Raw genomic sequence first — 19,262 nt, 5'->3', positions numbered from 1 at the left:
TTACGCTTTATCACTCGACGAGGGGGATGATTCGGAAACGGGCGCGGCGGGTTTTGCCTCGGCAGCGTTAACCACGGGCTTTTCCGGCTGCACCTGTTTTTTCACTTCGGTTTCCTGCGGCGTCTGTTCAGGCGCAGCAGCCTGATGTTCAGCGCTGGCAGGCGTGACGCCCTCACGCTGTTCTTCGCTGCCCTTCACCACCGGGTTATGGATGGTGTTCGCTTCATCGCTCGCTTTTTCAGGATCGTTGATGCTATAGGAGCGCTTCATGGATTCCGCCGCTTCGCGCAGCTCATCCATTGACGCTTTCAGTTCCGGCGTCAGGTTATCCATGCTCGCCTTCTCAACCTTTTTCAGGCTTTCCTGAAATTCCTGCAGCTTAAGCTCCTGGGCCAGTTCATTCTGAACGGTCGATGCCAGCGATCTCAGCGCACGAACCCAGCCCGCAACGGTTTTCACCGCCACCGGCAGACGCTGAGGCCCCAGCACGATCAGGCCAATCACAAAGACCAGCAGGAGCTCACTAAAACCAATGTCGAACACGACTTACACCTGCTCTTTATCGTGGCGTTTAGCGTCTTCCTTTTTGGCTTCTTCTTGCTTGTCGGTGATGGATTTAGCAGTAAAGTCAGCGTCCTGGCTGGTTTTATCCTGCTTGCTCTCATCATCGCTCATCGCTTTCTTGAAGCCTTTGATAGACGCGCCCAGATCGGAACCAATAGAACCGAGCTTTTTGGTGCCAAACAGCAGCACGACGATGACGGCAATGATCAACAATTGCCAGATACTGATACCACCCATACATGTTCCTCAGGGATAGATGATTAATAAGTCAGGTCGCATTATACGTATGCGACCTGTCGATAGCGACGCAAACTCAGCGCGTTTTTCGCCATCCGGCAAGCCAGACAACCACCCCGGCGGCCATCAGCCAGGCGGGCATCATCTGCCACTCCGGGCGGTTGATCAGCAGCAGCGTGCCGCTCAGCAGCAGCGTTGCGCCAATCCCAAAGAGATAGCGTGACTGGCCCTGGCGAACACGGCTGGACTGAAGTTCGCGAGCGATTTTATCCATGCTGTGCTGAAGGTTCTTGCTCTGACGCAAACTGTCATAAACCAGTTCAGGAATTTCAGGCATTTTTTCTATCCAGAACGGGCCTTTTTCTTTCAGCGAGCGCACCAGCGCCGGAATGCCAACCTGATCCTTAATCCAGGATTCCAGGAAGGGTTTCGCGGTCTTCCACAAGTCTAACTGAGGATAGAGCTGTCGGCCTACACCCTCAACGTAAAGTAGTGTTTTCTGAAGTAAAACTAGCTGTGGCTGAACTTCCATATTAAAGCGGCGAGCCGTGTTGAACAGGTTCAACAGCACATGTCCGAAGGAGATTTCCGCCAGCGGTTTTTCAAAAATCGGTTCGCAAACGGTCCGGATCGCAAACTCGAACTCTTCGACGTTGGTGTCCGGCGGCACCCAGCCGGAATCGACGTGCAGCTCGGCCACCTTACGGTAGTCGCGGTTGAAGAACGCGATGAAGTTCTCGGCCAGATACCGTTTATCTTCTTTATTCAGCGACCCCACAATCCCGCAGTCGATACCGATATACTTCGGATCCTCAGGGTGCTCGTAGCTCACGAAGATATTGCCCGGGTGCATGTCCGCATGGAAAAAGCTGTCGCGGAACACCTGGGTGAAGAAGACCTGAACGCCACGCTCGGCCAACAGCTTCATGTTCGTTCCCTGCTTCTCCAGGGCTACCACATCCGAAACCGGAATACCGTAGATACGCTCCATCACCATCATGTTCTGGCTGCAGTAGTCAGAATAGACTTCAGGGACATAAAGCATCGGGCTGTTTTCAAAGTTGCGACGCAGCTGAATAGCGTTTGCCGATTCGCGCAGCAGGTTAAGCTCATCAATCAGCGTTTTTTCATATTCCCGCACCACTTCCATCGGGCGCAGTCGGCGGCCATCAGGTAATAAACGCGGAACCCAACGGGCCAGACGGTAAATCAGCTTCATGTCGGCTTTGATGATCGGCAGAATATCCGGGCGGATCACCTTAATTACCACCTCTTTGCCGTTTTCTTTCAGACGCGCAGTGTGCACCTGAGCAATAGAAGCCGACGCCAGCGGTTCTATTTCGAAATCGTCAAACCAGGTTTCAACGGGAAGATTACCCATCGCCTCTTCGATCTGTTTCTTCGCCCTCACCCCGTCAAACGGGGCAACACGGTCCTGCAGCATCGCCAGTTCATCGGCAATGTGCGGCGGAAAGAGATCGCGGCGGGTCGACAGCATCTGCCCGAACTTAATCCATACCGGGCCAAGCTCCTGCAGCGCCAGGCGCAGGCGTTCGCCCAGCGGCTGACCTTTATGGCGGTTAGGCATCCAGAACAGCATCCGCCGCCAGATACGAAGCGGCAGCGTGATACGCATTTTAGGGATCAGCTCGTCGAGCCCGTAGCTCAAAAAGGTATGAATAATGAAGTAGAGGCGCCGAATTTCACCAGGCGTCATTTGCCCTCCAGTTTTTCCAGCCGTTTGGTTAACGCATCAACCGCACGTTTAACAGCAGCGGTTTCTTCCGCAAACCATGCCACTTCCAGCGGTCCGGGGGCCATTCGCCACTCTTCAGTCAGTACTTCCGCCGCATAGCGTTGCTGACGTAGCAGGCTTTTACGCGCAAAGGACGCGCCACCATGAAGAACCTTCCCGATGCCTTCGGCGGCAATGTCGCCGATAAACGGCGCGAGCAGCTCTGCCGGATCAAACTCCGCCAGATCGGTAAGCGCAACGAAGTTCTGCACGATCTGAATGTCGCCTTCCACTTCCAGCTCACCGCTGCGGATAAGTGCCGTTAATTGCTGGCGATCGCGCAGTTTTGGCAGCACGCTCATGTGCGTGATGACCGAGCAGTCGGCTTCACCTTCCCACGCCCCCAGAACGTCAAGCTGGCGTTCGCTGAAGACCAGCACCAGCGGCGTCGAGAACTCTTTTAAAACAATGCGTAATACCTTTCCGTTTAGCCGCTGACGCGCAGCTTTCAGCGCTGGTGCACGATAGAGAAAGGCATTCAGTACGTTTTCGATACCTGCGGAGACTAAGGGTTTAAAGGGCACGGGACACCTCCACTCAGAACTTGTAACCGCGATGCAGCGCGACGACACCCGCCGTCAGGTTGAAATATTCAACGTTCTCGAATTCAGCATCCTGCATCATGGCTTTTAAGGTGTCTTGGTCCGGGTGCATACGGATAGATTCCGCCAGATAGCGATAGCTTTCCGCGTCGTTAGCCACCAGCTCACCGATGCGCGGCAGCACGTGGAATGAATAGGCGTCGTAAGCTTTGCTCAGGGGCTCGATAATCGGTTTGGAGAATTCGAGCACCAGCAGGCGTCCACCCGGCTTCAGCACGCGATACATGGAGCGCAGCGCTTTTTCTTTATCGGTCACGTTACGCAGACCGAAGGAGATCGTGATGCAGTCAAAGGTATTATCTGGGAACGGCAGCGCTTCGGCGTTGGCCTGCACATATTCCACATTCCCCACCACGCCGATGTTACGCAGCTTTTCGCGGCCCATTTTGAGCATGGAGTCATTAATGTCTGCCAGAACAACGCGCCCGGTTTCGCCCACCAGACGAGAGAATTTTGCGGTTAAATCGCCCGTACCACCGGCTAAATCCAGCACCGTTTGTCCACGACGCACGCCGCTACAGTCGATAGTGAAGCGCTTCCACAAGCGATGAATGCCGAACGACATCAGGTCATTCATCACATCGTACTTCGCCGCCACGGAATGAAATACGTGGGCCACCATGTCAGCTTTCTGCGCTTTGGCGACAGTCTGAAAGCCAAAGTGCGTTGTGTCTTGTGAATCGTCAACCATCTCAGAGCCTGCTTATCAGTAAAATGTTCGTGAAGTGTAACAGATTGGGCGCAATTGCCCTACGTTTCAACCACCGCGAAAGAAACGCGCCGGGGGTTCGTTCGGTGATAAATCGGCCGCTAACGCATTGTCTTCATTGTTTGTCTTTTGTTCTTCTGCCCCTTCACGCAGGCGAAACTCGTCATCCTGGGCGGTAGCCTGTTCAACCAATTCCGGATTAATCTCGCGTTTCACCTCAACCCCCAGGCTGCGGAATGATTCGGCCTGCGCCAGAAGATTGCCACGTCCTGAGGCGAGTTTTTTCATCGCCTGACGGTAGTTATCCTGCGCGCGGTCCAGGCTCTGCCCGACTGAGGACATGTCGTCCACGAAGAGGCGCATTTTGTCGTACAGCTTGCTGGCGCGGTCGGCAATCTGCTGCGCGTTGCGGCTCTGGTGCTCGTAGCGCCACAGGTTCGCAATCGTGCGTAAGGCCACCAGCAGCGTGGTGGGGCTGACCAGCATAATATTATTTTTAAGCGCTTCGGTGATGAGTTCAGGCTGCCTGTCGAGTGCCAGCAGAAACGCGGGCTCGACCGGAATAAACATCAGGACATAGTCCAGCGAGCGCAGCCCCGGTAGCTGCTGATAGTCTTTCCTGCCGAGCAGGCGAATATGATTACGCACCGAGGCAATGTGCTCCTGCAGCGCCGATTCTCGGGTGTAGTCATCCTCCGCATTGAAGTAACGCTCATACGCCACCAGCGTCATTTTGGCGTCAATCACCACATCTTTGCCCTGCGGCAGCCGCACAATCACATCCGGCTGCATTCGCGAGCGGGCATCGTTTTCGATACTCACCTGGGTTTCGTATTCATACCCTTCCCGCAGGCCAGAGGCTTCCAGGACGCGGGTCAGCACCACTTCTCCCCAGTTGCCCTGGGTTTTGTTATCCCCTTTAAGCGCGCGGGTGAGGTTGACCGCCTCCTGCGCCATCTGGGCATTCAGCTGCTGGAGATTGCGGATTTCATGCGCCAGGGTGTGCCGCTCTCGGGCTTCCTGACCAAAGCTGTCCTGTACCTGGCGGCGGAAGCCGTCCAGCTGTTCACGTAGGGGCGTCAGCAGGCTGTTCAGGCTCTGGCGGTTCTGCTCGTCAACGCGGCGGTTGCTGTGCTCAAAAATACGGTTCGCGAGGTTTTCAAACTGTTCGCTGAGGCGCTGCTCGCTGTTGATCATCTGGCGGATTTTATCTTCCGCATGCAGTTGAGTGGATTCCAGACGGGTGGTCACTTCGCGGAGATCGGCCTCCAGCGAGGTGTTGATATCTCTCAGGTTGCGCAGCTCGTTGTTGAGTAACTCGCACTCCTCTCGCCAGTGATCACTCAGCGCAAGCTGCTGCTTTGCCGCGCTTAATTCGGCGACGATCTCTTCGCGTTCAGCCAGCTGATCGGCCTTCTGCTGTGCATGCTGATAGCTGGAAATGAGCCAGCCTATCGCCACGCCCGCCAGCGCAATCACCGCATAAATCAGGACTGAGATATCCACAATGCCCCCTGCATCAACGTATTACCCGCACAAAATAAGATTGTGCTGTATAAACGTCCAGTTTGAAAGGGTTTTCCTGCGAGGCGCTACGCAAAAAATAAAGGCCGAACGTGTCGGCCTTTGATTTCGAAAGGAGAGGATTAGATCAGGCGACGCGCGGCTTCAACCACGATTTTCACCGCATGACTTTCGGTCTGCTTCATGGTTTCAGCGTTCGGGATCTCCTGCTGAGTGCGGTTGACGATAACGCCCGCCACCATACCGGCACGCAGGCCCTGGCTTGCGCACATGGTCAGCAGCGTGGCGGATTCCATTTCGTAGTTCATCACGCCCATGGACTGCCACTCTTCCATAGAGCCTTTGAAGCGGCTTACCACGCGGCCAGAGAAGGTGTCGTAACGCTCCTGACCGGGATAGAAGGTATCGGACGAAGCGGTTACACCCACGTGAGTGGTCGCGCCCACGGATTTCGCGGCTTCAACCAGCGCGGTGGTACATTCAAAGTCTGCTACTGCCGGGAATTCCATCGGCGCAAAGTGCAGGCTTGCGCCATCCAGACGCACGGACGCGGTCGTGACCAGCACGTCGCCCACGTTGATGTGCGGCTGAATAGCACCGGTCGTACCGATACGCAGGAAAGTACGAATGCCCAGCTGTGCCAGCTCTTCAACAGCAATAGACGTAGACGGGCCACCGATACCGGTAGAACACACGATCACGGCTTTACCATCCAGCTCTGCGCGCCAGGTGGTGAATTCACGATGGGCTGCCAGCTTAACCGGCTTATCCATCAGCGCGGCGATCTTTTCCACACGCTCCGGATCGCCAGGGACGATAGCGAGCGTAGCCCCTTGTAAATCGTTTTTAGTGAGGCCGAGATGAAAAACATCAGACTTAGACATAGGTGACTCCTCTGTGGGTCGGTTAGTCAGAAGAAGTAAAACGGTACTTTACAGAAGCGGAAAGCATAATTTCGTGACACACCTCACCATGAATGAAAATGATTGCATTGAATTTCCATAAAAAGGTGATTTACATCACATTAACAAGTTATATCGTCAGGTGCTGCACAAAAGATAGACCGTTTAAGGCACTGTGAGTTGTTAACCTGGTGACTATATTTACCTTTGCGCTAACTCATTGGTACGGAGAATGCCATGACTGAAAAAACCGGTTTTGCACCTGCTGCGGCCCCGCATGCCTCAACCATCGTCTCAACGTCTGAAGAGGCCATCACGGCGGGTGAGACCTCTATTCCCTCGCAGGGAGAGAATATGCCTGCTTACCACGCCCGACCAAAATCGGCAGACGGTCCGCTGCCCATCGTAATCGTGGTCCAGGAAATTTTCGGCGTTCACGAACACATTCGCGACCTCTGCCGCCGGCTGGCGCTGGAAGGCTATCTGGCCGTTGCGCCAGAGCTCTACTTCCGTCAGGGCGATCCGAACGATTACAGCGATATTCCCACCTTGCTCAGCAACCTGGTCAGCAAAGTCCCGGACGCGCAGGTGCTGGCCGATCTCGACCACGTCGCCAGCTGGGCGGCGCGCAACGGGGGCGATCCCCATCGTCTGCTGGTCACCGGTTTCTGCTGGGGCGGACGCATCAGCTGGCTGTATGCCGCGCATAACCCGCAGCTTAAAGCCGCTGTGGCCTGGTACGGTAAACTGGTAGGTGAAAAAACGCTCAACTCACCGAAACATCCCGTGGATATTGCCACGGAGCTGAATGCCCCCGTATTAGGGCTGTATGGCGGTCAGGACACCGGTATTTCGCTGGATTCGGTAGAGACCATGCGCCATGCGCTCCGTGCGGCCAATGCGAAGGCGGAGATCGTGGTGTATCCGGATGCCGGGCACGCGTTTAACGCGGATTATCGTCCGAGCTATCACGCGGAATCAGCCAAAGACGGCTGGCAGAGAATGCTGGCGTGGTTCAGCCAGTACGGCGGTAAAAAAGCGTAAAAAAAGCCCGGTGGCGTCTACGCCTTACCGGGCCTACGCATCATCAAGCCTGACGCAAGTTTTGCGCCGCCTTCACCATGTTCGCCAGCGCGGCACGCGTCTCCGGCCAGCCGCGAGTTTTCAGGCCGCAGTCCGGGTTAACCCACAGACGCTCTGCCGGAATGCGCTGGGCCGCTTTTTTCAGCAGCGACTCAATCCACTCCACGCTCGGCACGTTCGGAGAGTGGATGTCGTACACCCCCGGACCGATTTCGTTCGGGTAGTCGAATTCTTCAAACGACTCCAGCAGCTCCATGTCTGAACGCGAGGTCTCGATGGTGATCACGTCAGCGTCCAGCGCGGCAATCGAATCCATGATGTCGTTGAATTCGCAGTAACACATGTGGGTGTGGATCTGCGTGTCGTCCTTCGCCACCGCGGCGTTGATGCGGAATGCCTCCACGCCCCACTTCAGGTAGGCATCCCAGTCGCTGCGGCGCAGCGGCAGACCTTCGCGCAGGGCCGGTTCGTCAATCTGGATAATGCCTATGCCTGCAGCTTCCAGATCCGCTACTTCATCACGCAGCGCCAGCGCGATTTGCTTCGCGATGGTCTCGCGGGTCACGTCCTCACGCGGGAAGGACCAGCAAAGGATGGTCACCGGACCGGTGAGCATGCCTTTTACCGGCTTGTCGGTCAGGGACTGGGCGTACTTCGCCCACTCAACCGTGATCGGCTCCGGACGGCTGACGTCACCGATGACCACCGGCGGCTTCACGCAGCGGGAGCCATAGCTTTGTACCCAGCCGTTCTGGGTAAAGACGAACCCGTCCAGGTGTTCACCGAAGTATTCCACCATGTCGTTACGCTCGGCCTCGCCGTGCACCAGCACGTCCAGCCCCAGCCGCTCCTGCTCGATAATCGCCTGCTTGATGTGTTCGGCAATCCCGGTGCGGTAGTGATTCACATCCAGATTCCCCTTTTTGAAGTCCAGACGCAGGCCGCGGATTTCGGTGGTCTGCGGGAAGGAACCGATAGTGGTGGTTGGCCACGCGGGCAGGTTGAAGCGGGTGCGCTGGGCTTCGGCACGGACTTCATACGGGCTCTGGCGCTGGCTGTCCTGAGCGGTGATGGCCGCCAGGCGTTTTTCCACCGCCGGGTTATGCACGCGCGCCGAGTGACGACGTGCCTGGATCGGTGCACTCCATGCGTTAATCGCCTCCGTGTCGCCGCTGTTCAGCGCATCGCGCAGCAGCGCCAGCTCTTCACATTTTTGCAGGGCGAAGGCAAACCAGCTTTTCACCTCAGCATCAAGACGGGTTTCCACGCTCAAATCGATCGGGCTGTGCAGCAGGGAGCAGGACGAGGCCACCCACAGCTCACGTTTGCCGACGATGTCCTTGATCTGCGCGTATTTCTCGGTCAGATCGGCGCGCCAGACGTTACGGCCGTTGACCAGACCGGCGGAGAGCAGCCAGTCTGCTGGCAGGCGCTTGTGCAGTTCTGCGACGTCATCTTTGCCGTGCACCAGGTCAACGTGCAGACCCTGCACCGGCAATCTGGTGATGGTGCTGAGGTTCGGCGTCACACCTTCAAAGTAGGTGGTAAGCAACAGCTTCACCTGGCCGGTGAGCGCGTCATACGCCGGTTTAAAGGCATCCAGCCACGCCTGCGGCAGCTCAAGCACCAGCGCCGGCTCGTCGATTTGCACCCACTGAATGCCGCGCTTGCCCAGCTCAATCAGCACCTGTTTGTAGACCGGCAGAATGTCCTTCAGCAGGCTCAGACGATCGAACTGCTCGCCTTTGACTTTTCCCAACCACAGATAGGTCAGTGGCCCCAACAGTACGGGTTTCACCTGGTGGCCCAGCGCCAGCGCTTCGTCCACTTCATCCAGAAGCTGCGTCCAGGTCAGCCTGAACTGCTGACCTTTTACGAACTCCGGCACCATATAGTGATAGTTAGTGTTAAACCACTTGGTCATTTCCGCCGCTGCCGCTGGCTCACCCGTTGGCGCACGGCCACGGCCGATGCGGAACAGGGTATCGATATCTACCGATCCATCGTTGTTCTGATGACGAGCCGGCACGTTGCCAAGCAGCAGGCTGGTCGTCAGAACATGGTCGTACCAGGCGAAATCGCCCACCGGCAGCAGGTCAATTCCCGCCTGCTTCTGCTGCGCCCAGTGACGGGCGCGCAGCTCGCGCCCCACCGCCAGCAGTTCTTCACGGGTGGCGTTCCCCGCCCAGTAGCTTTCTTGCGCTTTTTTCAGCTCGCGACGCAGGCCAACGCGAGGGAAACCGAGAGTGTGATTACGGATTGTCATGGTATGCCCCTTGTGAAATTCGTTATTTAGACGTCCAGATGTTTACACTTCTATAATTGGCAGGTACTGTATATTCCTCAAGCGCAAAATGTTCATGGCGAAGTGAAGGACTTTCATGATCGAGATAAAACACCTGAAAACGCTGCAAGCGTTGCGGAACTGCGGATCGCTCGCGGCAGCGGCGGCCACGCTGCACCAGACCCAGTCCGCCCTTTCTCACCAGTTCAGCGATCTGGAACAACGCCTCGGCTTCCGTCTTTTTGTGCGTAAGAGCCAGCCGCTGCGCTTTACGCCGCAGGGCGAAATTTTGCTTCAGCTGGCGAATCAGGTTCTGCCGCAGATCGCCAGCGCGCTGCAGGCGTGTAACGAACCGCAGCAGACCACGCTGCGTATCGCCATTGAGTGCCACAGCTGTATTCAGTGGCTGACCCCCGCGCTTGAGAACTTCCGCCAGAAGTGGCCGCAGGTGGAGATGGACTTTAAATCCGGCGTGACGTTCGACCCGCAGCCCTCGCTGCAGCAGGGCGAGCTGGATCTGGTGATGACGTCCGATATTCTGCCGCGCAGCGGCCTGCACTATTCGCCGATGTTTGATTATGAGGTGCGCCTGGTGCTGGCACCGGACCATCCGCTGGCGACCAAAACGCGCATCACGCCGGAAGACCTGGCAACGGAAACGCTGCTGATTTACCCGGTGCAGCGCAGTCGTCTGGATATCTGGCGTCACTTCCTGCAGCCCGCTGGCATTAGCCCGCAGCTGAAAAGCGTGGATAACACCTTGCTGTTGATTCAGATGGTGGCGGCCAGCATGGGTATCGCGGCGCTGCCGCACTGGGTGGTGGAGAGTTTTGAACGCCAGGGCCTGGTGATCACCAAAACCCTGGGTGAAGGACTGTGGAGCCGGCTGTACGCCGCCGTGCGCGATGGCGAGCAGCGTCAGCCGATTACGGAGGCGTTTATTCGCTCAGCGCGGAACCACGCGTGCGACCATCTTCCGTTTGTGCGGAGCGCGGAGCGACCCAGCGTCGATGGACCCACAGCGAAGCCAGGATCACCGCTCCCCCAATAAGGAAGCTCGGCCAGTGCGGCTGTTGCTGCCAGATGGCAAGGTTGACCAGCAGCCCTGCAGGAACATGTACGTTGTTCATGATCCCGAGCGTACCGGCGTCGACCTGCGTCGCGCCGTAGTTCCACATGAAGTACCCCAACCCGGAAGCCACGACGCCCAGCCAGACCAGAACACCCCACTGTACGGTGGTGGTAGGCAGCTTTTGCGGGTTACCCAGCATAAACCACGCCGCCACCGCGACGATCGCGGCCCCCATGTAGAACCACGCAAACGCGTTATGCTGCGGCATCGGACGGGTTTCCATCAGGCGTTTGTAGCCCACCATGCCGATGGCGAAGCTGATATTGGCGAGCTGGACGAACATCAGCCCGGTCCAGAAGTGATCGCTCACTTTGTCGTAGCGAATAATTGCCGCGCCAATCACCGCCAGCGCCGCACTCAGCAGATATCCCCAACGCAGGCGGCGCTTGCTAAGCAAATCGTAGATCAGCGTGATATAGAGCGGCGTTAGCACGGTGAACAGCAGGAATTCCGAGACGGACAGGTAGACGTAAGCCCGGAAGCTGAACAGGTACATGATGCCGAGCTGCATCGCCCCCACCAGCATATACAGCACAATCGTATTCAGCGACTGCCCGCGCGTGCGCAGAAACGGCAGGAACACCAGCGCCGCCAGCCCCACGCGCATCAGCACCGAGAAGTAGCTGTCGACCGAACCGGCAAGGTATTCGCCAATCAGGCTAAAGGAGAAGGCCCACAGGATAGTGGTGATAATGAGTAGCGCCACAATGCTTGTCTCTCAGAAAGAAGGACAGGCATTGTAGCGAACTCTTTAGTTGACAACTGAGCAATAAACAACCAAATGAAGATTATTCAAGGAACAGCTTGCGCAGGTATTTCGGTACCGCGTTGTCAGCGTTAGAACCAATCACCTCCAGCTCCGGGTGCAGATCTTTCAGACGCTGATGCGCGTTCTGCATGATGCAGCCCTTACCCGCCATCGACAGCATTTCAGCATCGTTCATGCCGTCACCAAAGGCGATACAGTCTTTCAGCTCGAAGCCCAGACGTTTCGCGACCGCTTCCAGCGCGTGCCCTTTGGAGACGCCTCCCGCCATCACTTCCAGACAGGTCAGGGTTGAGAAGCTGACGTTGACGCGATCGCCCCAGCGGGCGTTGATCGCCTGTTCCAGCGGGAGCAGCTCTTCGTGGCTGTCGCAGGTGAAGAACACCTTGCTGATCCCCTCCGGCTCAAGCAGGCCTGGCTCGTACAGGGAGTAGTTGAATACGGCTTCCTTGAAGAAACGCATCTCATCCGGGCGGTGGCGGTTCATGAACCAGTCGTCGTCGCGGTAAACGTTCGTAACGATAGCCGGGTTGTTGTGCACCACGCCGAACAGATCGGCGGCAATATCGCGATCCAGGTTGTGGGTAAAAATCAGGTTGCCGTCGGTATCGTGCACACGCGCACCGTTGGAGGTGATCATGTACGATTTGATCTCAAGATTATCGCGGATCTGCCCCACGTCGACGTGGTGGCGGCCGGTGGCAAATACGAAGTTCACGCCACGGGCGGTCAGAAGCTTCAGGGTCTCTTTCGCGTAAGGCGACAGGGTGTGGTCAGGGGAAAGCAGCGTGCCATCTAAATCAGATGCAACAACCTGGTACATAGGGATTTCAACCTCTGGTGGAAAACAAAAATCAATTATGCCTGTTGAAAAATTCAACAATGGCGTTGAGCGCGACTGAGCGCATAGCGTCCTTTTCAAAAAGGATCTCATGGTACGCGCCGTTAATGACCAGCGGTTTTCCCCCTTCACAAGGGTGACCGGCGGCAGCGCGCAGTTCACAATAGCGGTCATGCATGCGGTTATCCACCACACGCTCTTCTTCCGCCTGAATCAGGAGTGTTGGCGTGTCGTCGTTGTCGACACCAGCCAGCACCTGCTCACCGGCAAGGATACCTTCCCGTACCCAGTGATATGTCGGGCCACCCACGCGCAGGCGGGGCTCATCAGCATAAAAACGCAGGTTACGACGATAGCGCTGGCGACTGTGCGTCAGCACGTTCATCGCAAACGGCAGCGCCCGCCAGCGTCCCGTCCCGATGGCATAGCCTTCCCGAATGCGCTGATGGCCCTCAGCCCAGTCGAGAATATGGCGTACCATCCAGTCAGGAAAACGCATGACGATGCCATACATCGGCGCGGTGAGCGCAATGGCGTCGCACTGGTGAGCGTGGCGCTGTAAAAACAGCGTTGAAATCGCACCGCCCATTGAGTGCGCCAGAATATAGCGCTTCCGCCAGGGGCCTGGCTCGACCTCCTGCTGCCAGAACGCGGCGAGATCGTCGACGTAATCGCTGAAGTTATCCACGTGGCCGCGATGGGTATCCGATAACAGGCGCCCTGAAAGCCCCTGCCCGCGGTGATCGATAATCAGCACATCGAAGCCCAGATGGAACAGGTCATAGGCCAGTTCGGCGTATTTGATGTAGCTCTCAATACGTCCGGGGCAGACCACAATGACCCGGTCATTTTTCTTATCGTGAAAACGCACAAAGCGTACTGGAATATCGCCGACGCCCGTAAACTCGTCTTCCTCACGCTGGCGCCAGAAATCGGTCAGCGGCCCCATGGAGAAAGCAGCAAATGCGTTTTCTCGTGTTTCCCAGTCCTTTTTCTGCTGAAACATTGGGTTTCTACTCACCTAAGCCAAGGAATATCGTTTTTTCGTAACCGGTCACAAAATGACTCAACAATAGCGTATTGTGGCATAAAAACAGACAATTCGGGAGTTTCAAATGACCTTCGAGTGGTGGTTCGCTTACCTGCTGACATCCATCATCCTTAGCCTTTCACCGGGCTCGGGCGCCATTAACACCATGACCACCTCCATCAACCACGGCTATCGCGGCGCGGCGGCGTCCATTGCCGGTTTGCAGACCGGGCTGGGCATTCATATCGTGCTGGTCGGGATTGGTCTGGGCACCCTATTCTCCCGCTCCGTACTGGCCTTTGAAGTGCTGAAATGGGCCGGGGCGGCCTATCTGATTTGGCTCGGCATCCAGCAGTGGCGCGCGGCAGGCTCCATTAACCTGAATACGCTCGCGCAGACGCAAAACCGCGGTCATCTGTTTAAGCGTGCGGTTTTCGTCAACCTGACCAACCCGAAGAGCATCGTTTTCCTCGCCGCGCTGTTCCCGCAGTTTATCGTGCCGCATCAGCCGCAGGTGATGCAGTACGTAGTGCTGGGCGCGACCACCATTATCGTCGATATTATCGTCATGATTGGTTACGCGACGCTGGCGCAGCGGATTGCGGCGTGGATTAAAGGGCCTAAGCAGATGAAGGCCCTGAATAAAGTCTTTGGTTCGCTGTTTATGCTGGTTGGCGCGCTGCTTGCGTCAGCGCGTCATGCTTAGCGAGAAATGATGAGATGAATGCCGAAGCCGGCGAACAGCGCGCCGGCGAAGCCGTCGATCCACTTCGCAATACGCTGGTAGCCGCGGCGCATCGCCGGTAAGGCGAACAGACTGGCCACGATGGTAAACCAGGCAAAGGTTTCAACGACGATCAGCAGGAAGATGCCCCAGCGTGCGCCCGCACCGACGCTATCTCCCACAAACAGCGAGAACACGGAGCCGAAATAGATAATCGCTTTCGGGTTCGCCAGGTTGGTCAGCAGCCCTTTTACAAAGCTGCGGCCGCCCGTTGCCAGCTCGACCTTTGGCTCTTCCGGTTTTTTCTCTTCTTTTTTCAGCGCCCCGCGCAGCATCTGGTAGCCCATCCAGCACAGGTACAGCCCGCCGCCGACCATAATGATGTTATGCAGCCAGGCCATCTTCGCCAGGATCAGGTTCAGACCGAGCAGCGCAACCGCCGCCCAGACCATAACGCCCATGGTGATACCGAGCACACCCATCATCGCCTCCTTGCGGGAGCGGCTGACGGCCGTTTGCGACACGAAGAAAAAGTCAGGTCCCGGGCTCATCAGCGCAACGATGTGCACTAACGCCACGGTGAGAAATAGCATTAACATAATTAGCTCGCGGGGAAATAATTCAGTGAGTCATCATCCTGGCACTTTTTCGCCCGGCTGACTACTCCTCATCATCACCATCAACGTGGGAACGGATGAGCGCCATAAACTCTTTACCGAAGCGCTCCAGCTTGCGCGTACCGACGCCGTTAACGCTGAGCATTTCGCTGGCGCTGAGCGGCATCTGCTCGGCCATCTCAATGAGCGTCGCGTCGTTGAACACCACGTATGGCGGGATGTTCTCTTCATCAGCGATGGCCTTACGCAGCTTGCGCAGTTTGGCGAACAGCTTGCGGTCGTAGTTGCCGCCGTAGGATTTCTGCATCACGCGCGGCTTGAGGGCGACCACGCGCGGCACGGCGAGCTTCAGTTCAACGTCACCGCGCAGCACCGGACGCGCCGCTTCGGTCAGCTGTAGCGCGGAGTGCTGAGCAATGTTCTGCGTAGCAAAGCCGAGGTGAATCAGCTGGCGAATGATGCTGACCCAGTGCTCGTGGCTCTGGTCCTTGCCAATACCGTAGACAGGCAGCTTGTCGTGGCCCATGTCGCGGATACGCTGGTTGTTGGCACCGCGCAGCACTTCCACCACGTAGCCCATCCCGAAGCGCTGGTTTACGCGGTAAATGGTCGAGAGCGCCTTACGCGCGTCCATCAGGCCATCGTACTGTTTTGGGGGATCCAGGCAGATATCGCAGTTACCGCACGGCTCCTGCCGCCCTTCACCAAAGTAGTTAAGCAGCACCAGACGACGGCAGGTTTGCGCTTCGGCAAACGCGCCCATCGCGTTGAGCTTGTGGCGCTCGATATCCTGCAGCTGGCCCTGCGGCTTCTCTTCCAGACAGCGGCGCAGCCACGCCATATCGGCCGGATCGTAAAACAGCATCGCTTCCGCAGGCAGGCCGTCACGTCCGGCGCGGCCGGTCTCCTGATAGTAGGATTCGATATTGCGCGGAATGTCGAAGTGCACCACAAAGCGCACGTTCGGCTTGTTGATCCCCATCCCGAACGCCACCGTCGCGACGACGATTTGCAGGTCGTCGCGCTGGAATTTTTCCTGCACGTCGGCGCGGATGTGATTCTCTAACCCGGCATGGTATGCCGCCGCGCTAAAGCCGCGATTTTGCAGACGCGCAGCGGTGTCTTCCACCTTTGCGCGGCTGTTGCAGTAGATGATGCCGGACTTGCCGCGCTGCTCCTGGACGTAGCGCAGGAGCTGATCCAGCGGTTTGAATTTTTCCATCAGCATGTAGCGGATGTTCGGGCGGTCGAAGCTGCTGACCTGAATATACGGGTCGTTCAGCCCCAGCAGGCGAACGATATCCAGGCGCGTGGTGTCATCCGCCGTGGCGGTAAGCGCCATAAACGGCAGCTCGGGGAAGCGCTGACGCAGCTGGCCGAGGGCGGCGTATTCCGGGCGGAAATCGTGTCCCCACTGGGAGATACAGTGTGCTTCATCCACCGCCAGCAGAACCGGATTCCAGTGCGCGAGATGGTCGAGGAAGTTATCCAGCATCAGGCGTTCCGGCGCGATATACAGCAGGCGGATCTGCCCGGTGCGGCACCCGGCCATCACCTCTTGCTGCTGCTCCCGGGTTTGCGTCGAGTTCAGACAGGCCGCCGCGACGCCGTTGGCGAGCAGCTGGTCAACCTGGTCTTTCATTAGCGAAATGAGCGGGGATACCACGACCGTCAGGCCGTTGAGCACCAGCGCGGGCACCTGATAACAGAGGGACTTACCGCCGCCGGTCGGCATCACCACCAGGCAGTCACGGCCTTGCAGCACCGTTTCAATGATGGTTTCCTGGCCAGGGCGGAACTGCTGGTAGCCAAAGGTTTCATGCAAAACCTGTTTAGCCAGCGACTCCTGATTCAATACTTCCGCCTGCGCCACATTAACCCCATATGCGAAAAATAAAACAGGCGCTATTTTCAGCGCCTGAGAGAGAAACTTCAACGTTTAACGCAAAAACATTCGAGCAACCTAGAGAATATCGTTCAGCATCACGCCCACGCCGACGCGGGTCTGGTTGAAGTTGTAATCGATAAGCGACTCGCCGTAACCGCTGTAGACCTGCGTATAGATGCGAACGTGCTTCGTCATAGGATAGCTTAAGCCCACTTCCGCGCCGCCGTAACCGGTATTCCAGTTATACTGCCCCTTCGCGCTCAGTACGGCATCGCCCAGCTGATAGCCGACTTTGAGCTGGTAGTAGCCCATGTATTTGGTGATGTCCGGGTTGTCATCAGTGCTGCCGACCACATACCACGGCTTCACTTCCACCATCCAGTTACCGTTCTGCGCCATCAGGCGCGTATAGGCGCGGTTCCAGCTACGGGAAGTCGGATCGGAACGGCCGTTAGAATCATGGTTAAAGCCCACTTCGACGTCACGCAGCGTCCAGCCGGCGAATTCATAATCCGTTGCGAAGCCGAGGAACAGCTGCGGCTCGTAGTTGGTTTCGCGGAACGGGGAGGATTCCCCGCTGTTAGAGAGCTGCCACCAGGACTTCTGCGTGTAAGACGCACCAAGCACCGAGTTCGGCCCCAGAATGCCGCGCCAGAACGGGAACGCGAGGCTGAGCTGGAACTTCACCTCATCTTTACGCGCATTATCAGACCAGTTATAGGAGCTTATCGCCTCTTTGTTGAGGTCGCTGGTCTGGGTGTAAATCACGTAGTTGGTGTCGTACGGATAGAGCGTGAACGGATTGTCATGCTCCTGAAGAAGGTTCGCGATAATGCTACCGTGCACGGCAGGCTTATCATGCACCTCTTTAATTGTCGCTTCCTGCGCATAGGCTGTGAGGGGCAGCGAAATCGCCGCCAGTAACCAGGCCAGATACGTCCGCATCGGTGGTGTTCTCCTGCAAAAGAGTAAAATTACCTGAATAGTTATGTGGCGAACATTCTACAGACTTCTGCGACAACTGCTGCATCCTCGTTTCTGAAAGTAGCATTCCTAGTTGCTGAGGCATAAAATCAACATTTCGTTAACAATAAGGATGTGATGCCTCATGTCAGCCATGCTTACCGCCGAAGAAGTGTTAAAACTCGTGGGCGAGATATTTGTTTACCATATGCCGTTTAACCGCGCGCTGGGACTGGAGCTGGAGCGTTACGAGAAAGACTTTGCCCAGCTGAGTTTCAATAACCAGCCGATGATGGTCGGGAACTGGGCGCAAAGTATTTTACACGGCGGCGTGATTGCCTCCGCGCTGGACGTGGCGGCAGGACTGGTCTGCGTGGGCAGTACGCTGACGCGCCATGACACCATCAACGAAGACGAACTTCGCCAGCGTCTGGCGCGCATGGGCACCATTGATTTGCGCGTCGACTATCTTCGCCCGGGGCGCGGAAACCGCTTCACCTGTACCAGCAGCCTGCTGCGCGCCGGGAATAAAGTTGCCGTGGCGCGCGTGGAATTACACAACGAAGAACAGGTTTATATCGCCAGCGCAACCGCCACTTATATGGTGGGTTGAGGCGGCAAAATCGGGTAAAATTGATTCACTTTTTTGTAACGGATTTTCCCGATGGATGCTAAACAGACGCGGCAGGGCGTTTTACTCGCCCTTGCCGCTTATTTTATTTGGGGTATCGCCCCGGCGTACTTCAAGCTTATCGCCTACGTTCCGGCTGACGAGATCCTCACTCACCGCGTCATCTGGTCGTTCTTCTTTATGATTGCGCTGATGAGCCTCAGCCGTCAGTGGTCGGGCGTCAAAACGCTACTGCAGACCCCGAAGAAGATCTTCCTGCTGGCGCTCTCTGCCGTGTTGATTGGCGGTAACTGGCTGCTGTTTATCTGGGCAGTGAATAACCATCACATGCTTGAGGCGAGCCTGGGGTACTTTATTAACCCGCTGGTGAACATCGTGCTGGGGATGATTTTCCTCGGTGAGCGCTTCCGCCGGATGCAGTGGGTGGCGGTGATTCTGGCCTTCTGCGGCGTGCTGGTGCAGCTGTGGACGTTCGGCTCGCTGCCAATTATCGCCCTCGGTCTGGCGTTCAGCTTTGCCTTCTACGGCCTGGTGCGTAAGAAGATTGCGGTGGAAGCGCAGACGGGGATGCTGTTTGAAACCCTGTGGCTGCTGCCGGTGGCGGCGATTTATCTCTTCGGCATCGCCGACAGCCCAACCAGCCACATGGGCAGCAATCCGTGGTCGCTGAACCTGATGCTGATGGCGGCGGGCGTGGTAACTACCATTCCACTGCTGTGCTTCACCGGTGCAGCGACGCGCCTGCGTCTCTCCACGCTGGGCTTCTTCCAGTACATTGGCCCGACGCTGATGTTCCTGCTGGCAGTGGTGTTTTACGGTGAAGTGCCGGGTGCGGATAAGATGTTGACGTTCGCCTTTATCTGGGTGGCATTGGCGATCTTTGTTGCGGATGCGATTTATACCCAGCGCAGGGGGCGCAAAGGGCTGTAGGCCTTTTTGCCGGATGGCGGCTGCGCCTTATCCGGCCTAC

At 56.9% G+C, this 19,262-nt stretch carries 19 protein-coding genes; 5 read left to right on the top strand and 14 right to left on the bottom strand.

Annotation, left to right across the window (positions count from 1 at the left end):
• The 7 genes from tatB to udp all read right to left on the bottom strand — a co-directional run bounded on the left by tatB (nucleotide 1) and on the right by udp (nucleotide 6,315).
• Complete coding sequence (gene tatB, locus LLF79_RS23145; protein ID WP_008501521.1) at nucleotides 1-543, bottom strand: Sec-independent protein translocase protein TatB; 543 nt, start codon at nucleotides 541-543, stop codon at nucleotides 1-3.
• Between the two features lie 3 nt (nucleotides 544-546).
• Nucleotides 547-801, bottom strand: coding sequence for a Sec-independent protein translocase subunit TatA (tatA, locus tag LLF79_RS23140; protein ID WP_008501522.1), 255 nt, complete (start codon nucleotides 799-801; stop codon nucleotides 547-549).
• Nucleotides 802-877: 76 nt separating this feature from the next.
• Nucleotides 878-2,518 carry a ubiquinone biosynthesis regulatory protein kinase UbiB gene (ubiB, locus tag LLF79_RS23135; RefSeq protein ID WP_227880493.1) on the bottom strand — a complete coding sequence of 547 codons (1,641 nt, stop codon included), beginning with the start codon at nucleotides 2,516-2,518 and terminating at the stop codon, nucleotides 878-880.
• Nucleotides 2,515-3,120, bottom strand: coding sequence for a ubiquinone biosynthesis protein UbiJ (gene ubiJ / locus LLF79_RS23130; protein WP_227880492.1), 606 nt, complete (start codon nucleotides 3,118-3,120; stop codon nucleotides 2,515-2,517). Before ubiJ ends, ubiB begins: the two co-directional genes overlap by 4 nt.
• A 13-nt stretch (nucleotides 3,121-3,133) precedes the next feature.
• Nucleotides 3,134-3,889, bottom strand: a complete 756-nt coding sequence (ubiE, locus tag LLF79_RS23125) for a bifunctional demethylmenaquinone methyltransferase/2-methoxy-6-polyprenyl-1,4-benzoquinol methylase UbiE (protein ID WP_008501525.1) — start codon at nucleotides 3,887-3,889, stop codon at nucleotides 3,134-3,136.
• 66 nt (nucleotides 3,890-3,955) lie between these two features.
• The gene (rmuC, locus tag LLF79_RS23120) at nucleotides 3,956-5,413 is read right to left on the bottom strand and encodes a DNA recombination protein RmuC (protein WP_039025148.1); all 1,458 of its coding nucleotides are present in this window, start codon (nucleotides 5,411-5,413) and stop codon (nucleotides 3,956-3,958) included.
• 140 nt (nucleotides 5,414-5,553) lie between these two features.
• Nucleotides 5,554-6,315, bottom strand: a complete 762-nt coding sequence (gene udp, locus LLF79_RS23115) for a uridine phosphorylase (protein WP_003860792.1) — start codon at nucleotides 6,313-6,315, stop codon at nucleotides 5,554-5,556.
• A gap of 255 nt (nucleotides 6,316-6,570) precedes the next feature.
• On the opposite strand from udp, the gene LLF79_RS23110 reads away from it, so the two are divergent.
• A complete protein-coding gene (locus LLF79_RS23110) occupies nucleotides 6,571-7,377 on the top strand; it encodes a dienelactone hydrolase family protein (protein WP_021242857.1) in 807 nt (268 codons plus the stop codon).
• Between the two features lie 43 nt (nucleotides 7,378-7,420).
• Here LLF79_RS23110 and metE read toward each other — a convergent pair whose 3' ends face one another.
• The gene (metE, locus tag LLF79_RS23105) at nucleotides 7,421-9,682 is read right to left on the bottom strand and encodes a 5-methyltetrahydropteroyltriglutamate--homocysteine S-methyltransferase (RefSeq protein WP_227880490.1); all 2,262 of its coding nucleotides are present in this window, start codon (nucleotides 9,680-9,682) and stop codon (nucleotides 7,421-7,423) included.
• Between the two features lie 115 nt (nucleotides 9,683-9,797).
• Between metE and metR the strand changes: the two genes are divergently transcribed.
• Nucleotides 9,798-10,751, top strand: coding sequence for an HTH-type transcriptional regulator MetR (metR, locus tag LLF79_RS23100; RefSeq protein WP_021242855.1), 954 nt, complete (start codon nucleotides 9,798-9,800; stop codon nucleotides 10,749-10,751).
• Here metR and LLF79_RS23095 read toward each other — a convergent pair.
• From LLF79_RS23095 to pldB, 3 genes are all read right to left on the bottom strand, one after another.
• Nucleotides 10,639-11,538, bottom strand: coding sequence for a carboxylate/amino acid/amine transporter (locus tag LLF79_RS23095; protein WP_032654004.1), 900 nt, complete (start codon nucleotides 11,536-11,538; stop codon nucleotides 10,639-10,641). The two genes, metR and LLF79_RS23095, sit on opposite strands and share 113 nt — an antisense overlap.
• 82 nt (nucleotides 11,539-11,620) lie before the next feature.
• A complete protein-coding gene (gene yigL, locus LLF79_RS23090; protein ID WP_021242854.1) occupies nucleotides 11,621-12,421 on the bottom strand; it encodes a sugar/pyridoxal phosphate phosphatase YigL in 801 nt (266 codons plus the stop codon).
• Nucleotides 12,422-12,452: 31 nt separating this feature from the next.
• The gene (pldB, locus tag LLF79_RS23085) at nucleotides 12,453-13,445 is read right to left on the bottom strand and encodes a lysophospholipase L2 (protein ID WP_008501532.1); all 993 of its coding nucleotides are present in this window, start codon (nucleotides 13,443-13,445) and stop codon (nucleotides 12,453-12,455) included.
• Nucleotides 13,446-13,554: 109 nt separating this feature from the next.
• Here pldB and rhtB point away from each other — a divergent pair, with 109 nt between their 5' ends.
• Nucleotides 13,555-14,175 (top strand): homoserine/homoserine lactone efflux protein, encoded by a 621-nt coding sequence (gene rhtB / locus LLF79_RS23080; protein WP_008501533.1) that lies wholly within the window; start codon nucleotides 13,555-13,557, stop codon nucleotides 14,173-14,175.
• Here the strand turns inward: rhtB and rhtC are convergent.
• The 3 genes from rhtC to pldA form a co-directional block, all read right to left on the bottom strand.
• A complete protein-coding gene (rhtC, locus tag LLF79_RS23075; RefSeq protein WP_010426287.1) occupies nucleotides 14,172-14,792 on the bottom strand; it encodes a threonine export protein RhtC in 621 nt (206 codons plus the stop codon). The two genes, rhtB and rhtC, sit on opposite strands and share 4 nt — an antisense overlap.
• A 61-nt stretch (nucleotides 14,793-14,853) precedes the next feature.
• Nucleotides 14,854-16,683: an ATP-dependent DNA helicase RecQ gene (gene recQ, locus LLF79_RS23070; protein WP_021242852.1), complete on the bottom strand. Its 1,830-nt coding sequence runs from the start codon at nucleotides 16,681-16,683 to the stop codon at nucleotides 14,854-14,856.
• Nucleotides 16,684-16,773: 90 nt separating this feature from the next.
• Nucleotides 16,774-17,643, bottom strand: coding sequence for a phospholipase A (gene pldA, locus LLF79_RS23065; RefSeq protein WP_008501537.1), 870 nt, complete (start codon nucleotides 17,641-17,643; stop codon nucleotides 16,774-16,776).
• 163 nt (nucleotides 17,644-17,806) lie between these two features.
• Between pldA and yigI the strand changes: the two genes are divergently transcribed.
• Both yigI and rarD read left to right on the top strand, forming a co-directional pair.
• Nucleotides 17,807-18,274, top strand: coding sequence for an acyl-CoA thioesterase YigI (gene yigI, locus LLF79_RS23060; RefSeq protein WP_008501538.1), 468 nt, complete (start codon nucleotides 17,807-17,809; stop codon nucleotides 18,272-18,274).
• 51 nt (nucleotides 18,275-18,325) lie between these two features.
• Nucleotides 18,326-19,222, top strand: coding sequence for an EamA family transporter RarD (gene rarD / locus LLF79_RS23055; protein WP_227880489.1), 897 nt, complete (start codon nucleotides 18,326-18,328; stop codon nucleotides 19,220-19,222).
• Nucleotides 19,223-19,262 lie beyond the last annotated feature (40 nt).

Origin of the sequence: Enterobacter cloacae complex sp. 2021EL-01169, assembly GCF_020733125.1 — a bacterium.
Lineage (GTDB): Bacteria > Pseudomonadota > Gammaproteobacteria > Enterobacterales > Enterobacteriaceae > Enterobacter > Enterobacter roggenkampii.
Note: the sequence above shows the minus strand (reverse complement) of the source record. Positions and strands in the feature narration are given on the sequence as shown.

Coding starts and splice junctions, on each gene's coding strand:
- tatA (WP_008501522.1), bottom strand. CDS start 801: ATGGGTGGTATCAGTATCTGGCAATTGTTGATCATTGCCGTCATCGTC.
- ubiB (WP_227880493.1), bottom strand. CDS start 2,518: ATGACGCCTGGTGAAATTCGGCGCCTCTACTTCATTATTCATACCTTT.
- ubiE (WP_008501525.1), bottom strand. CDS start 3,889: ATGGTTGACGATTCACAAGACACAACGCACTTTGGCTTTCAGACTGTC.
- udp (WP_003860792.1), bottom strand. CDS start 6,315: ATGTCTAAGTCTGATGTTTTTCATCTCGGCCTCACTAAAAACGATTTA.
- LLF79_RS23110 (WP_021242857.1), top strand. CDS start 6,571: ATGACTGAAAAAACCGGTTTTGCACCTGCTGCGGCCCCGCATGCCTCA.
- metE (WP_227880490.1), bottom strand. CDS start 9,682: ATGACAATCCGTAATCACACTCTCGGTTTCCCTCGCGTTGGCCTGCGT.
- metR (WP_021242855.1), top strand. CDS start 9,798: ATGATCGAGATAAAACACCTGAAAACGCTGCAAGCGTTGCGGAACTGC.
- yigL (WP_021242854.1), bottom strand. CDS start 12,421: ATGTACCAGGTTGTTGCATCTGATTTAGATGGCACGCTGCTTTCCCCT.
- pldB (WP_008501532.1), bottom strand. CDS start 13,445: ATGTTTCAGCAGAAAAAGGACTGGGAAACACGAGAAAACGCATTTGCT.
- rhtB (WP_008501533.1), top strand. CDS start 13,555: ATGACCTTCGAGTGGTGGTTCGCTTACCTGCTGACATCCATCATCCTT.
- rhtC (WP_010426287.1), bottom strand. CDS start 14,792: ATGTTAATGCTATTTCTCACCGTGGCGTTAGTGCACATCGTTGCGCTG.
- pldA (WP_008501537.1), bottom strand. CDS start 17,643: ATGCGGACGTATCTGGCCTGGTTACTGGCGGCGATTTCGCTGCCCCTC.
- yigI (WP_008501538.1), top strand. CDS start 17,807: ATGTCAGCCATGCTTACCGCCGAAGAAGTGTTAAAACTCGTGGGCGAG.
- rarD (WP_227880489.1), top strand. CDS start 18,326: ATGGATGCTAAACAGACGCGGCAGGGCGTTTTACTCGCCCTTGCCGCT.